At 62.0% G+C, this 14,944-nt stretch carries 10 protein-coding genes; 5 read left to right on the forward strand and 5 right to left on the reverse strand.

From position 1 onward, the window contains the following. Positions 1–57: 57 nt before the first annotated feature. Positions 58–483 carry a 6-pyruvoyl trahydropterin synthase family protein gene (locus CRI94_RS16615; protein ID WP_098078801.1) on the reverse strand — a complete coding sequence of 142 codons (426 nt, stop codon included), beginning with the start codon at positions 481–483 and terminating at the stop codon, positions 58–60. Positions 484–760: 277 nt separating this feature from the next. Here CRI94_RS16615 and CRI94_RS16620 point away from each other — a divergent pair, with 277 nt between their 5' ends. Further along, complete coding sequence (locus tag CRI94_RS16620; protein WP_098078805.1) at positions 761–3,421, forward strand: DUF748 domain-containing protein; 2,661 nt, start codon at positions 761–763, stop codon at positions 3,419–3,421. Positions 3,422–3,728: 307 nt separating this feature from the next. On the opposite strand, the gene CRI94_RS16625 is transcribed toward CRI94_RS16620, so the two are convergent. Beyond that, a complete protein-coding gene (locus tag CRI94_RS16625; protein WP_098078809.1) occupies positions 3,729–4,811 on the reverse strand; it encodes a serine hydrolase domain-containing protein in 1,083 nt (360 codons plus the stop codon). A gap of 286 nt (positions 4,812–5,097) precedes the next feature. Here CRI94_RS16625 and ggt point away from each other — a divergent pair, with 286 nt between their 5' ends. The 4 genes from ggt (at position 5,098) to CRI94_RS16640 (ending at position 12,565) form a co-directional block, all read left to right on the forward strand. Next, positions 5,098–6,903, forward strand: a complete 1,806-nt coding sequence (ggt, locus tag CRI94_RS16630; RefSeq protein WP_098078813.1) for a gamma-glutamyltransferase — start codon at positions 5,098–5,100, stop codon at positions 6,901–6,903. 591 nt (positions 6,904–7,494) lie between these two features. Next, complete coding sequence (locus CRI94_RS17795; protein ID WP_179862375.1) at positions 7,495–7,632, forward strand: hypothetical protein; 138 nt, start codon at positions 7,495–7,497, stop codon at positions 7,630–7,632. An 88-nt stretch (positions 7,633–7,720) separates the two neighbouring features. Beyond that, positions 7,721–10,918: a twin-arginine translocation signal domain-containing protein gene (locus CRI94_RS16635; protein WP_098078817.1), complete on the forward strand. Its 3,198-nt coding sequence runs from the start codon at positions 7,721–7,723 to the stop codon at positions 10,916–10,918. A gap of 276 nt (positions 10,919–11,194) precedes the next feature. Next, positions 11,195–12,565, forward strand: a complete 1,371-nt coding sequence (locus tag CRI94_RS16640; RefSeq protein ID WP_098078821.1) for a CRTAC1 family protein — start codon at positions 11,195–11,197, stop codon at positions 12,563–12,565. Between the two features lie 89 nt (positions 12,566–12,654). Here CRI94_RS16640 and CRI94_RS16645 read toward each other — a convergent pair whose 3' ends face one another. The 3 genes from CRI94_RS16645 to CRI94_RS16655 all read right to left on the reverse strand — a co-directional run bounded on the left by CRI94_RS16645 (position 12,655) and on the right by CRI94_RS16655 (position 14,528). Next, positions 12,655–13,422: a class I SAM-dependent methyltransferase gene (locus tag CRI94_RS16645; RefSeq protein WP_098078877.1), complete on the reverse strand. Its 768-nt coding sequence runs from the start codon at positions 13,420–13,422 to the stop codon at positions 12,655–12,657. Positions 13,423–13,427: 5 nt separating this feature from the next. Beyond that, positions 13,428–14,024, reverse strand: coding sequence for a dephospho-CoA kinase (gene coaE, locus CRI94_RS16650; protein WP_098078880.1), 597 nt, complete (start codon positions 14,022–14,024; stop codon positions 13,428–13,430). Between the two features lie 159 nt (positions 14,025–14,183). Beyond that, a complete protein-coding gene (locus CRI94_RS16655) occupies positions 14,184–14,528 on the reverse strand; it encodes a histidine triad nucleotide-binding protein (protein ID WP_098078883.1) in 345 nt (114 codons plus the stop codon). Positions 14,529–14,944: the final 416 nt, after the last annotated feature.

The following is a 14,944-nucleotide window of genomic DNA, read 5'->3' on the forward strand; positions in this document are numbered from 1 at the left end:
AGACATGACATCAATGGGGGAAAAGAGGACAGCCAGCGGAGGCGAGAGCGGAATAAATCACCGAGGCTCTTGGTCTCCGTAGTATTCAACGTAATTGCGCTCCGTCTCGTATAAGCGAACACAGTGAAGGCGCCCAGACGGAAGTTTGCCTTCAAGCTGGTTCCAGATAGCGATCGCAAAATTTTCCGTCGACGGAATGACGCCGTCAAGAAAGTCGACGTCGAGGTTCAGGTTCTTGTGGTCCACCTGATCAACGACTTCCTCGTGGAGCAGGCTTTTCAGGTCGCTGAGGTCGATCACGTACCCGGTGTCCGGATCGGGTTCGCCGGCGACCGTGACCTTCAATACGTAATTGTGGCCGTGCCAGTTGGGATGGTTGCACGGGCCAAACGTTTCCCGATTCCACTCGTCCGACTTTTCCGGGTTGTGGAGCCGGTGCGCAGCATTAAAATGGACTTTCCGTGTGACGTACACCGTAGACATGGACAGGCGCTCACAGCGCTCGATCACTTCAACAATTCGCGACGTTCTTCGTGCAGCGTTGTACAGACCATAAACGGGACTGCATGTTCGCTCACCCCACGACTCTTTTACAGTTTCCAGACTGCTTCCTACACCGTACGTACGGATCGGCACATTGCATACCGCATATTCTATGTCGATATTTGTGACGAAATCTTAAGACCAGAGCCCCTGCTCTCAGCGCAAGCGCCTGCCCCGGCGGTTTCATCCATCTTCTCTTTCCAGTCCTGCATCAATCATGGCTGACGACGCATCTTCGGCATCATCGGACTCACGCACGTCCGACCCGTCCTCATCGTCTTCTTCCAACGTCCTCCGGTGGACTCTCTACGTCATCAGCGGGTTTGTGGGGCTCGTCCTGCTTGCAGCCGTGGTCCTTCCGCAGATCTTCCCGCCGGAGCGACTCAAACGCATTGTCGTGCCACAGGTTGAGAACGCGGTCCAGCGCGATGTCACGATCGGGTCGATCGGTCTCCGCGTATTGCCTTTCCCAACCGTACGTATTACAGACTTTACGATCGCAAACGACTCGACGTTCGCAGCACGTGGGGTGTTCACAGACGAACCTGCCATTCAGGGCGATGCACTGAACGTCGACCTCGCCCTCTGGCCCCTGTTCACGGCAACGATCGAACCCACGTCGATCGAACTGGTGCGCCCCGTCGTCCGCTATCAGATTGCAGAGGACGGAGCGACCAACTTTGACACCTTTGCAGCAACGGACAGTGCCGAGGTCGATACATCAGAGAGTGCGATGCCCGTCTCGGTCTCGGACTTCCGGCTTACCGAAGCACGCGTTCTGTACGACGACCGCAGTACGGGCCAATGGGCGAAACTGGGCTTCACCGCTCAACTCCGGGCCGTTCCGGGAGAGAACCCACAGGCGATCGATAGCCGCGGCACGATCGAGGACCTGACGCTGGCCTACGTGTCTGAACCGGACGCGGACACGACGGCGCTGCAGAATGCTACTGTCGACTATGATGCGCTCGCGAACACGACAGCCGGCACCATCGACATTCGCAACCTGAAGGTGTCCACCCCACCAATCGGGCTCGCCATGACCGGCTCAATCAGGGAAATGAGCGCCGATCGTCCGGTCGTGGATCTTGCAATCGAAACAACGGACGCTGACCTCGCGCAACTCGCCGCCATCGTTCCCGGCGGCGTGGGCGAAGGCGTCGCTCCGCGCGGCACACTCAATCTGAACGTGGCGATGCAGGGCCCGCTCCCGGATAGCACGGGCTCGACCGAGGGCCTTTCCCTGACGGGCGACGGGTCGCTCTCCGGCGTTGGCGTGGACGTTGACGGCACCACCATGCTCGCCGACCTCGGGGCTGCGCTCTCGATCTCGCTGGAGTCGATCGCAGTGAACAACATCGAGGGGCGCCTGCTGGGCAAACCGCTGTCTGGACAAGTCACCGTCAGCGAACCGCTCGCCGACGCGCCGCAGCTGAACGGACAACTCGCCGGCGCGGCGGACCTGGCGGAGCTGTCCTCGCTCGCAGCCGAGGAAGGCGGCGAGACGGTCGACATCGCCGGTGCCGTGGACTACGACATCCGCTTCTCCGGTCCAGCCACCGATACCGACGCGATCCGCGTGCGCGGCCCGATCACGCTGGCGAACGTGCGGGTCCCGAACGAGTCGCTGCGCGAGCCGCTTGAAATTGACGATGCCACGATTCAACTCACCGGGACCGGACTCCAGGCCGACCGCTTCCAGATGCGTTCCGGCGAAACCACCATGCAGCTGGGCTTCACCGTGCAGGACCTGCTCCCGGTCTCACGTGGCCTTGCAGAAACCAACCCGGCGGTCCGGATCGCCTTCAACTTCTCATCCGACGAGATCGACCTCGTCGAGCTGATGCCGGAAGAAGACGGATCCGCGCCAACCTATGCCGACCTGTTCACCGCGCAGCTTGCCGGAACGCGCGTGGATGGACGTCCGGCCGAAGAGGTCGCCCAGGAGGTGTACGGAGACGTCGAACTCCCCGCCTACCGCGTGAACGGCGACGTGCGAATCGGCACGCTGCTCAATGACCCACAGCGGTTCGACAACCTGACATTCGATGTCAACCTCCGGAACCGTCGTCTCGAGGTCCCGAACCTTTCCGCGAAAACGTACGGCGGAACGCTGGCCGGATCGATCGTGCTGGATCAGAGCGCGGCCGCAACCTCGGCTTATGTCCGCCCCGCGTCGCAAGAATCTGTTTTGATGGCATCGGCCCGTGGTGGCATCGCCCCTCGTCGAGTCGAGCGCCTACCGATGCCGGCAACACCCACCGCGCTGTCATACAACTTCGAGTTGACCGGAGCAAAGGCCAGTGCGTTCCTGCGCGATTGGACGACGCTGGGCGAGTTCGTGAATGGCACGATGGACTTCTCGATCGACGGCTCCTCTCCACTGACGAGCGGTCTGCTGCCGGTCGCACAAGCGCTCACCGCCGGCGGACGCTCACTCGTGGCAGACGGCGGATTTTCCTCGGACTTCGCCCTTCCCGCGAAGCTCGTGGATAAACTGGGCGTCAGCAAACCCTCGTTCTCCAACTTCAAACAGTTCGGTGGCCCTTTCACGATCGAAGACGGCGAACTCAAAATCGGCGAATGGGACATGCAAAATAATCAGGTCCAGACCTCGCTGAGCGGCGCGTTCGGTCTCGGCGGCACAGTGGACCTGGACATGACGGCAGAAATGCCCCTCTCGATGGTTCGTGGCTCGAAGCTTTCCGGCCAGACCGGCGGCATCCTGGATCGCCTGAGCGGAAAGGACGGCACCGTCCCGGTCGGCATCTCCGTTGGTGGCACCATCAGCGAACCGACGTTTACCATCGACACGAGCGCGCTGCAGGATTCTCTGAAAGAACTCCTCCCCCGCGGGCTGCGCCGGTTGATTGATTAATGATTGTCGATTGTGAATGGTGGGTTGTGGATTGGATTTTTTACGGTCGTGAAGGACGGATCCGAAGCTGTCTCCACGTTTCACAACCTGTTTGGCGGATAGATCTCGAAACGCAAAGACGGTTGCTCATGCTTATCAAAAGCCTGACGGTGATCTTCTCGCGATGACGCAGTAGACACGGTGCGCGAGATCAACCGAACCCGGTAGTTGGAACATAGCGAGTCCGTACCACTGGATCGCCGAAGGCTGTCCGCCAGACAGGTTCTCAACCCTCAGTTCTCAATTCCGAATCCCTAATCCCCAATCCTTAATCTTCACCCCCCAACCACTCATTAATCTGGCCGCAGAAGCGCATTAGACGTCCGCTCTGGTCTCCGACATCTGCCTGGGACGACAGCGATGACGTCATCACCATGACGAGGTCCCGTGACGGTACAATGAAGAGCATTTGCCCGCCGTATCCCCACGCGAAAAACGTGGGCTCACCACCGAAGACTTCGAACCACCAGAAGTAGCCGTACCGAAACCCGCGGTAGGTGCGCAGGACACGGACGTTCCAGCTTGCTCCAATCCAGTCGGGCGGGATGACCTGTCGGCGTTGTCCGTTGTCACTTTTCACCCATCCGCCGCGGTGATAGAGCTGCCCGAAGCTCAGGAGTCCGCGTGGCGTGAGTGCAAGGTTGTTGCCTCCGAAACGATAGCCGAGCGGGTCCTCCTGCCACGCCCGGATCTGGACGCCGAGGGGGTCGAAGAGCTGTTCCTGTGCGTACGCCCGAAGGTCGCGCCCCGTCGCCTTCTCCAGGATGACCGCCACGAGGTGCGAGCTTCCTGTACTGTAGATCATCCGCCCGCCCGGCGTGCTCACCAGTGGACGTTCGAGTGCATCGCGCACCCAGTTGTTCGTGCTCACCCACGAGCCGTAATTCCCAAAGCTGGTGGATTCGAGCCCCGCCCGCATTGTCATCAGGTCGCCCAGCGTGATTGAGCGCCGGACGCTGTCCTCAGGCGCCGTACCATCCAGGATGTCCGGAAAAAAGGGACCGATCGGCTGCTCCGGACCCTCCAGGTACCCGTCGCGAATTGCGAGTCCGACGAGCGCAGAGAGTATCGTTTTGCTGGCTGACTTGACGTTGACGGCCTCTCTTGCGCTCTGCCCCGGCGCATACCACTCCACGACGAGCGTGTCGCCGTGCGCCATGAGCAGACTGGACAGCGGCTGCAGATTCTGCGCGCGAGCGACGATCGAATCCAGGACGGGCACGGGCCACGCGGCGGCATCGTCCTCCACAGGCAGCCACGGTCGGTCCTGACCCGGCGACGACTGTGCAACGAGCGGAGCGGGCTGCGTAAGAGCAACGAGCAACAGCAATACAAAGGTGAAGAGTCGCATAGGCGCCGTCTGACACGGAGGGTCGATCGAGAAAAAGAAATGCAAGTCTGCTTGCCGGCTTGCGAGGTCGTAACCCCGCCGGTCTGGATATCGAAAGGGTCAGGCTGTACGTTTTTAAGCGCACCAGCGCAACGACTGATAGCCCAAACTCCACCTCGAGGTTCGGGCCAGGATATAGGCGAAGCGTTCGTATCAAGTAATGCCTTGGGCGACAACGCCTCATTTGGTCGTAGATATCGCGCTTTCGCCCGGATCCGCCGATTTCTATCATCTGTCCCCCTCCCTCATGCGCCCCCTCTTCTCCCGTCGGCGAAGCATATACGTCGGCGTCGCCCTAACCGTCGTACTCGCTGCTCTCCTGGCTCTCGCGGGCTGGACGCATGATGCCACCTCTATCACGGGGACTCCTGATCGGATTCCGTCCGCCTCGTCGACACCTGAGTTTGCCGACAACGGCATGGTCGTGTCCGCCCGACGCGAGGCCTCCGAAGCCGGCGTCGAGATGCTGCGGAAGGGTGGAAACGCCGTGGATGCCGCTGTCGCCACCGGCTTCGCGCTCGCTGTCGTCTACCCGTCCTCCGGCAACATCGGCGGAGGCGGCTTCATGGTGATCCGCATGGCCGACGGCACGGTCACCACCATCGATCACCGGGAAACGGCGCCGGCCGGAGCGACGCAGGAGGTTTTTCTGGATGAAGAAGGGAATGCGGCTCCGCGCCGGAGTCGCGTAGGTGCTCTTGCCTCTGGCGTCCCCGGCACGGTCCACGGACTGCTCAGCGCACTGAAGAAGTACGGCACGTTGTCGCGTGAGGAAGTCATGGGTCCGGCAATCCGCATGGCCGAAGAGGGCATTCCGCTTCCGTACGGCGTCGCCCAGCGGTTCAACAACTATCGGGACGACTTCTCGGCGTTTGAGTCCACGCGGACGTACTTCACCAAAGCGGACTCCGCCAAGCGGTACCGGGCTGGCGAACGGTGGCGGCAGCCGGATCTGGCCGAGACGCTCACGCGCATCCGGGATCACGGAATCGACGGGTTCTACGACGGAAGAACGGCGCAGCAGATCGTCGATCAGATGGACAAACTTGGCGGCCTGATCGACCGGGAGGACCTGCGCAACTACACGTCGGTCGAGCGTGAGCCGGTGTCGATGAACTACCGCGGCTACACGCTGCACGCGATGGGACCGCCGTCGTCGGGCGGCGTAGCGCTGGCGCAACTCCTGCATGCCGCGGAAGCGAAGGACCTGAAGGCAATGGGCTACCAGTCGAGCTCGACCGTGCACTACCTCGGCGAGGCCATGAAGCGCACGTTCGCGGACCGGGCGAAGTGGCTCGGCGACCCCGACTTCGTTGACATCCCGACGGAAGAGTTGACAGACTCCGCGTACGTTGCCAAGCGCATGGCGACATTTGACCCCGATCGGATCACCCCGACGGATTCTGTGTCCGCCGGCCAGCCCGCTGTGGCCGACGAGTCGATGGAAACGAACCATTACTCGGTGGTGGACGATAATGGGATGGCCGTGAGCGTGACGACGACACTGAATTCGAGTTACGGATCGAAGGTGGTCGTCGACGGCGCCGGTTTCTTTCTCAACAATGAGATGAACGACTTCGTGCTGAAACCGGGTGTCCCCAACCAGTTCGGCCTCAGCGGCTCCGAGCGCAACCTCGTCGCTCCGGGCCGACGCATGGTGTCGTCGATGACGCCAACGATCGTCGAGGACGCACATGGCCGACTTCATCTCGTTATTGGCGCACCGGGCGGCTCGACCATTATCACGACCGTCTTCCAGGTCATCACGAACGTGATCGACTACGGGATGGACATCGAACAGGCCGTCACCGCCGGACGCATCCATCACCAGTGGCGCCCCGAGACGCTACACCACGAACGGTACACACTTCCCGCCGATGTCGTCGAAAACCTGGAGACGCGCGGATGGGTCGTGAAGGAGGGAATTTTCGGGTACGACACCTGGGGGCGAGCCCACGGCATCCGTGCCCGATATCCCTCCGACAGGAAGGGGGAGCAGGAATACTTTGGCGGCGCGGATCCGCGTCGTTCGGGAGCAGCCGTCGGCTACTGACACGGCAACGGGTTTCCTCACAACGTCATCGGAGAGGCGGGAATGATCTCCGAACGCCGCTGGGGACCCGGATGTGCGTTTCTTCCTTGACCGAGCTGGCAGCCGAGCAGATTGCGTTTCGCAAACGGGGAATCCGGGGCCGCGGGAAGGGAAGAAAGGCCAGAGGCGGTCCTACTCTTCAGGGCCTGGTCAACACGTTGCGCTGGCATCTGGGCGATTGGCGCACAGGCTGTGTTTCCCCACCGCCCAGCGGCTCGCCAACGAAGAGGTGCCAGAAGTCTCCTGAAAAAGCTCTTGCCGCAGGACAACCCGCAGACGATTCAGGTCTACGAGCCGTTGCGTTCGTACGTGCAGTAGGCGTTCGAAAACGCCCTGGAGCACCTCGGATGAAAGCGGCGATCATCGCGGAAACGCGGAGGTGATTGGATGTTGTCCGGATCGTGCTCGTAATTACGGATGGTGTCCGAGTCGTAAATCCCACACAAAAAAGTGGCCTGATCTATATTCTGAGCCGACCCATTCGGGAAATCTCGCGACGACTCCGACGCCTTCCGGATGATCAGATGTTGTAACGATGATTCGCGAAAGGGCATGAAGTGCCCGTCTGACCTACTCACGTTTTACGCTGAGATCCTGGCCCTCGTTGGAATCGCCCTGCTCGCCGATTTCGTCCCGTTCGAGCTGGTGCCGCCCCACGACACGCACACGCGGCTGCGCCGGACGGCATGAAAGATATCGACGTCCATGACGAAGGCGGACGCGCGTGCTCGCCTCTCTTTTCCGCCCTCTTTCCTCTTTCTGTCCTCGGCCCGCTGCCATGCCCGACGAATCGACGTCCAATGAATCGATGCCTGACGAACCGATGCCTGACGAGTCGCTCGCCGAGCGGCTCCTCTCGCTCTTCGATGGCACCATCGACCGCCGCGACTTCCTGAAGCGCAGCGCCGGTCTTGCCGGAAGCGCCGCACTGGCAGCCACGCTACCGGGATGTGTTTCCGGCTGCGAAGGAGAGCCCCCGAAAATTGAAGGCCCGCTGCCCTACGCCGTCTGGGAGCAAATGCAGCAGGCCCTCCGCACCTCGCCTGATCATCTCCCCGCCCAGGCCGACCGCCTTGTTGAAGAAGGCGACCCGGAGGCGATCTTCCAGTTCGTTCGTGACCGCATCGCCACCTATCCGCCCCCCACGTCGTATTGGGGGACGAACGACCTCGTGAACGGCGTCCGCTGGGGGACGCGAGCCACGCTACGCGGCGGGGCGGGCACGCCTCGCGAAAAAGCTGACCTGTTGGCCAATCTGTATCAGCGCGCCGGTCTGGAGGCTGAGGTCGTCACGTCGCCGGATTCACGTGCCGACAGCGAGCGGGATGCCTTCTACCACCCCGTCGAAACTCCTTTCGCGCCCCAAATCGATCCGGAAACGGTGACGCACTGGCGCAAGGAGCTAGGCCTTCCCGAAACTGCCGCGAGCGACGCCATCCCGCGTATCGACGAAGACGGCCAAGAAAGTGCCGCACTGGCAAAACGCCTTCTCGATGTGCTTCCCGAAGACGCCAAGGAAGCCGATGCGTTCAGCGCTCGCTGGCAACAGGCCGTGGGCGTGCGCTTGAGCGACGAAAACGAATCGGAGCTCTACGCCAACCCCTCGCGCCCGAATGCCTCCCTCGGTGCCCCGCCGGTGGACAACGATCAGCTCACGCCCGCCGATGAAGCCAACGATCCGCTCGCGGTAGAAGTCACCCTCGAAGCCGCCGTCTCGTCTGCCCCAGAGGAGCGCTTCGAACTCGTCAGCGGGCAGTGGACGGCTGATGAGGTGGCCGGGCGGCAACTTCTCGTTCGCATGGCACCGACGATGGAACTGGAGGAGTTGCTTGAGGCGCGTCTAAACGACGTGCGCATCTTTGCCCCGATTCTGGCGATGCAGGCGCCGAACCTATCGGAAACAGAAGCCGCCAAGCTATCCGAGCACGGTGACGCCGTGACGATTGACGGCGACCGCCTCGAATCCCACGACGATGGCACGCTTACCTACAACGGACGCACATTGCAGGGCTCCGGCGACGGCACCGACCCCGCGACCGTCGAAACCATCGAAATGCAGGCCGTGGCGGAGGGCTTTCCACACGTGACACTTCAGGTGCGCCCCCTCGACGAAGACGGCGAGGTCGTCAACGGACTGCCGGCCTCTGCTTTTGCAGTGAAAGACGAGGGCGAAGCGGTCGGCTTCACGCTTAGCGCCAACCGCGACGCGCCGATCGTGCGCATCCTTGCCGACCAGTCGACGAGCATGCCGGAGCCCTTCCGGGGCGAGAGCATGGAACAGCTTGTAGGCACCGTGCGAGAAGAGGTGCTCGAGGAATACCCCAACGCGGATGTGCGTTTCAGGGAAACCAACTCCGATCAGTGGACCGCGCTCAAGGACGCGGCCCGCGGCGACGCCAACCTCATCGTCTACGTCCACGACGGAGAACCCACCGACGGCCTCAACGACGAAATCCGTCGCGTACTCGAAAGCGGGCCGCCGGCCGTCATCCTGGATGTGACCGACCGTCTGGCCACGCAGCGTGCCGACGGAGCAGAAAATCCCTTCGACAAAATGGCCGACACCACCGGCGGGGCGGCGTTCTCCGTCAGCGGTGGCGAGCGCGAGGCTGCGCGCAACGTCATCCTCGACTACCTGGACGAGTTTGAGGTGACGGACCCGTACCGGTTAGCCTACCGCGCGCCTACCAAGTCGGGAGGCGAGCGCACCGTGCGGCTTCGCCTCAACGATGGTGGCAACACCGAAAGTACGGCATCCTACACGGCTGAAGCCGCCGAACCACCCGTGCAGCTCAGCAGCCTCCACCTGACGGTGCAGGTTGGGGACACCGAGGTACAACGCACCCTCGCCGGGTGGGACGAACAGGGCGAGACGGGGCCCACCGACGCAGACCTGCGCGCCGTGCGCGGGGCGCTCTTCGGCACGCACCTGCTCTCGTTCGAGGCCGCCGCGCCCTCCACTGCCATCGTCGTCGACGACTTCCTGTCCGCCAAGATCACGCATAAGCCCGTTGACCTGGCGGCCCGCGAAGGAGCTGGCGTTCAACGCATCAAAAAGAAGCTCCGCCAGGGCACGCGATTCCTTCCAAGCGAACCGCTGCTCTTGCACGCCCCGCTGCCCACCCCGGCCGACGGCAACGCTCGCACCTACGAGACGGGCCTGCGCGCTGTCCTCTTCAGCACGCACTTCACCTTCGGCGAGGACTACGTGAGCACCCGCGCCGACGTGCTACCCACTGCGGGCTTCACCACTGCCGCCCCGGATCCTCGCGTCGCGTTCCGCCGCACGCTACGCCAGACTGCCCGCCTCGCTGTCACCGAACACGCCCTCTTTTCCGATACCACGCGATCGCGCCTGGCGGACCGGCCGCTCCGAACGCTCAACACATACACCCCCTACTACTACGATGCGGCCAACATGTCCGACGAACAGAAGATGCCGTGGCAGCACGCCGCGCGCAACGCCTGGACGCAGCGGGATCAGTATTTCCTCGGTCCCGAAGATGGCGAAGGCCCGCCCGCCTTCTGGAGCGTGACGCAAGATACCGGCGCGCTCCTGGGCCTGCTCGCCGACGGCAGCGGCGGAGGGAGTCGACGCGAGCGCATCGAAGAATCCATCGACGCTCTCTCGCAAACGTTCGCGGTCCTCAACCTGTGGGTTGGCGGCGCAGTATCCGCCGGCGCAATCAATCCCATCGGCGGGGTCGCGCTCGGGGCCGTGGCCCTGCACGGGCAGGTGCTGGCGCGCATGTACGGCGGGGCGGCGATGGCCGTCGCCCTGATGGACGCCTCCGAGTTGGACCGCTATGCACGGCGCGCGGTGCTGTTCGCCGCCTGCGAGACCAGCAAGATGCTCATCCTGGGTAGCTTTAGCGGTGGCTTTAAGGTTGCCGAGCGTGCTGCAGAAGCCGTTGGAAATATGGACGACATGCTTGGGGCCACCGGCGCCCCCAATCCGTTCTCGTGCCCGGGTTGAGCCACACGGTCCGGTAGCGCAGCGCCTGCACCCTATCAAACGATTGATCCCCCCGAACTCCTCCTGATCACACGTGCGCCTCGCCTGGCCTCGTCTTCTCCCGACGCGTTCATGTACGAACGAAAGGACTTCTTTACAAACCAGTTCGCGATTGCCGTAATGTTACGTCCGGGCATGAACCTGTTCGTGGGCGGGCTCTTGGATTCATCCCCGTGCCGGAGTGTCTTTGTGTAATCCGGTGAGGCCCCACGAGCTTCTGCTCAGCACCATCGCGCCATGTTTCGCGACGCCACGTCCCTCATCAACAAGAATCCCGTTCAGCGAAACTACGGCGTCGCTGTCGGACAACTCCGACATCAAGGGGAGTTCGAGCTTCTTGTCGCGGGATATACGGGGCGCAATCTCGTCTTCGCCTGGGATGGAACTCGGTTTACGGAGCTGGAAACCACGTCGATCGCAGATTCCGAACGGCAGGCGATTGGAATTGCCTCAGCCGACGTGAATGGGGACGGGACGGAGGAAGTCTACGTGCTAAACACGGATACTTTCGCCGGGCGCAAGCGCTTTGCCGATCGACTCTTTGCCGGCAATGGCTCCGATGCATGGACAAATTTGTTCGACGACCCGGAGAACGAACGTTCCCGCAACCTCACGGCCGGTCGCTCCGTCGCAGTCGTCGACCGCACAGGCAATGGTCGGTACGGCTTCTTTGTCGCGAACTACGGCGGTCCGATGCGCCTGTACGAAGTGAATGACCGTCACGTCGTTGATGTCGCCGAAGAAGCCGGCGTCGCTTTATCGACCGGTGGACGCGGCGTGATCGCAGCACCCATCCTGACGCCGCAGATGGATATTTTCTGCGTGAACGAGAACGGCCCAAACTTTCTCTTCGAAAATCAGGGAGACGGGACGTTCAAGGAAACCGCTGCCCGACGTGGGGTCGCCGACCGATACGAGCACGGCCGCGGCGTGGATGCAATCGATCACGGCGAAGGCGGCCCCTTCGGCGTCGTATACGGCAACTGGCAGGGACGGCATCGCCTCTTCGCTCAGCAGAGCGGAGGTTCATTTCTGGATGTCACTCCGGACGCAATGGCCTCTCCCTCCCGCGTACGAACCGTGATTGCTGCCGACTTCGACAACGACGGTTACCAGGAGGTCTTCTTTAACAATATCGGCGAACCGAATCGCCTCTTCGCACAGCGGGATGGGTCCTGGGTCCAGATCGACGCGGGAGATGCCACCGAACCGCAAGGGCTGGGCACGGGTGCTGCTGTGGCCGACTTTGACGGCGATGGCCGGCTGGAACTGTTCGTCGCCCATGGCGAGACGGGAGCGCAGCCCCTCTCACTCTACCACAGCCGCGGCGCATCGGATAACCACCACTACATTCGTATTGCGCCACTTACAAAGCACGGCGCACCGGCGCGCGGAGCCGTCGTTACCTGTACCGCTAGCGGTCGCACGCAGCGGCGCAACGTAGACGCCGGCAGCGGCTACCTGTGCCAGATGGAGCCCGTTGCCCACTTTGGCCTCGGCACAACGGACACAGCCGAAGAAGTCGAAGTGCGCTGGCCCGACGGTACGACCCACCGCCTTGAGGAACCCGAAGTCGACCAGCTGCACAGCATCCCCTATCCGAACTAAACAGCTTCGCTGGTTACTGAACAGCTTTGCTGGTTGCTGAACAGTCTAGCTACGAAAGGACTGTCATTAAAAGCCGTCGGCTCGGTGCCCTACGTCCGACCGATGCGCAGCGGGGCCGGCCAGCGGAGCGTCCGAACGCGGTCGGCCTCCCCCCAGGCACGGCGTAGGTCCTCCTCAATCTCGGCGATCGGATCCGCCTCCCGCTCTGCACGATAGCGTTGCGACGCCGACCATGTCCGTAGGTAGCCGACGGTTTCGGCGAGCGTCCAGTCCATGCGCAACTCCACCTCCGGGGCCTCGATCTCGTCGAACGGAAACGGAAGCGACTGATAGCCCGTCTCGATGTGTCGGCGTTCAGGTGGCCAGTACGGACCGACCACATCCTCGTAGTAGCGGCGGAGCACGGGGTTAATCGCACTCGCCTCCGCGTCCCCTTCCGGTACGTGGAAGAGCGAATACGTCCACACTGCAATCACGCCACCCGGACGCAGAACGCGGCGTGCTTCCGGATAAAACCGATCGAGGTCGAACCAGTGCAGCGCCTGGGCGACCGTCACGAGATCCACCGTGTTGTCCGCGATGGAGACGTTTGCCGCCGGCGCCACATGATACTCGACGCGGGCGTGAGGAAGGGCGTGTTTGATTTGCTCTGCACTGGCGTCGGTGGCAATCACACGCTTCGCCCGGCGAGCAAGCGCTATGGCCGCCTGCCCATTTCCCGTCCCGCAATCCCACACGAGATCGAGCGCACGGCATGGAGCCGTAATCGCATCGAACAGGGCGTCCGGATACGTCGGGCGGAATCGCGCGTAGTCGGCGGCATGGCCGGAGAAATGGTCGTCGAAGGCGTCAGACACGGTCGTCACGGGCCGGTAATCGTGCGGTAGAGATCGATACTTTTCTGCCGGAGATCATCGAGGGAGCCATCGTTCTCCACGACGTAGTCCGCCCGTCGCCGCAGTTCATCCTGGGAGAGCTGGTGGCTCATTCGAGCGCGCACCTCGTCTGGCGTCGTGTCGTCTCGATCGACCACCCGCGCAATGCGCTCCTCGTCGGGAGCCACCACGACGGCGACGGCGTCCAGGTGCTTATCACCACCGGACTCGAAGATCAGCGCGGCCTCATGCACAAGCACCTCCACGCCCTCGTCCCGTGCTCGCTCGGCCGTTTTCGCGAACGCCTCGTGGACGCGAGGGTGAACGATCGCGTTGATCTTCTCCACGTTCTCTGGAGAATTGAACACCACATCGGCCAGGTACGCGCGATTCAGCGATCCATCCTCCTGATAGCTGTCGTCGCCAAATGCGTTCGTGATGTCGTCGCGGATCCCGTCGTGCTCCGTCATCAGGCGCCGGGCCTCCAGATCGGCGTAAAACACGCGGGCTCCCTGTTCGGCGAGAAAACCACAGACGGTCGTCTTTCCACTTCCAATGCCACCGGTTACGCCGAGTGTTGTCATGCGAGGAAAAATGTTGAACTGGATACGGATGATATAGACGAAACGTGCCGGCTCCATCCCCGCTATGACGGCGGACGGACCGGCACGATGGCGTGTGGCGCGTGGGTCGAACAGGTTTATCCTCGCCCGACGAACATCACAGCAGGAAAACGGCGGGGATCACCCGGGAGGCCAATCCATCCGACGTCCGCCCAGGAGGTGTAGATGCAGGTGATAGACGGTCTGACCTCCATCGTCGCCGCAATTGATGACGGTCCGATAACCATCCCGTAGACCTTCGTCTCGGGCGATATTGCGGGCGGCGATGAAGAGATGACCGACGATCTCACGGTCTTCCTCCTGTAGGTCGTCGAGGCTCGGGATGGGCTTTCGCGGCACGATCAAGATGTGCGTGGGTGCCTGCGGATTGATATCCCGAAAAGCAACGCAGTGGTCATCGTCGTAGACGATATCTGCGTCTACTTCGCCATCGATAATTTTCTGAAACAGCGTTGGTTCCGACATGGCGTCGTGGAATAAGGAGACGGTCGGACGGTTCATTCGGCAATATAGGAGGCGTCAAAGCGGAAGAGCAAGACCATGCAGCCCCGAAGAACGAGTCATCAAGTATACAGATTTTACCCCGATTCGTACCGACGGGCCAGATGGGACGCATTCTGTGCCACTAATACTGAATCCAAATGATCGTGTCCAGATGTCGGGCCTCGGATGTGAGGTCGATTCGATCGAAAAAGGGGCAAGAGACGCAGGAATCAACATTTTCTGGTACCCTCAAGCCTACGAAACGCTTCCAATGACGATCGTGACCCCCGACATTGTCAATTTGGGTTAGGCATGAATCGAAACCTATTTCGACAAAACGGCGCATGGTCATATCGTTTTCCCCGACGTCGTACCCGAGGGGGGGATGATCCCTGCCT

The organism is Longibacter salinarum (assembly GCF_002554795.1).
GTDB classification, from domain to species: Bacteria; Bacteroidota; Rhodothermia; order Rhodothermales; family Salinibacteraceae; genus Longibacter; species Longibacter salinarum.

Coding starts and splice junctions, on each gene's coding strand:
- CRI94_RS17795 (WP_179862375.1), top strand. CDS start 7,495: ATGAAGTGCCCGTCTGACCTACTCACGTTTTACGCTGAGATCCTGGCC.
- CRI94_RS16655 (WP_098078883.1), bottom strand. CDS start 14,528: ATGTCGGAACCAACGCTGTTTCAGAAAATTATCGATGGCGAAGTAGAC.
- CRI94_RS16625 (WP_098078809.1), bottom strand. CDS start 4,811: ATGCGACTCTTCACCTTTGTATTGCTGTTGCTCGTTGCTCTTACGCAG.
- CRI94_RS16620 (WP_098078805.1), top strand. CDS start 761: ATGGCTGACGACGCATCTTCGGCATCATCGGACTCACGCACGTCCGAC.
- CRI94_RS16615 (WP_098078801.1), bottom strand. CDS start 483: ATGTCTACGGTGTACGTCACACGGAAAGTCCATTTTAATGCTGCGCAC.
- ggt (WP_098078813.1), top strand. CDS start 5,098: ATGCGCCCCCTCTTCTCCCGTCGGCGAAGCATATACGTCGGCGTCGCC.
- CRI94_RS16635 (WP_098078817.1), top strand. CDS start 7,721: ATGCCCGACGAATCGACGTCCAATGAATCGATGCCTGACGAACCGATG.
- CRI94_RS16640 (WP_098078821.1), top strand. CDS start 11,195: ATGTTTCGCGACGCCACGTCCCTCATCAACAAGAATCCCGTTCAGCGA.
- coaE (WP_098078880.1), bottom strand. CDS start 14,024: ATGACAACACTCGGCGTAACCGGTGGCATTGGAAGTGGAAAGACGACC.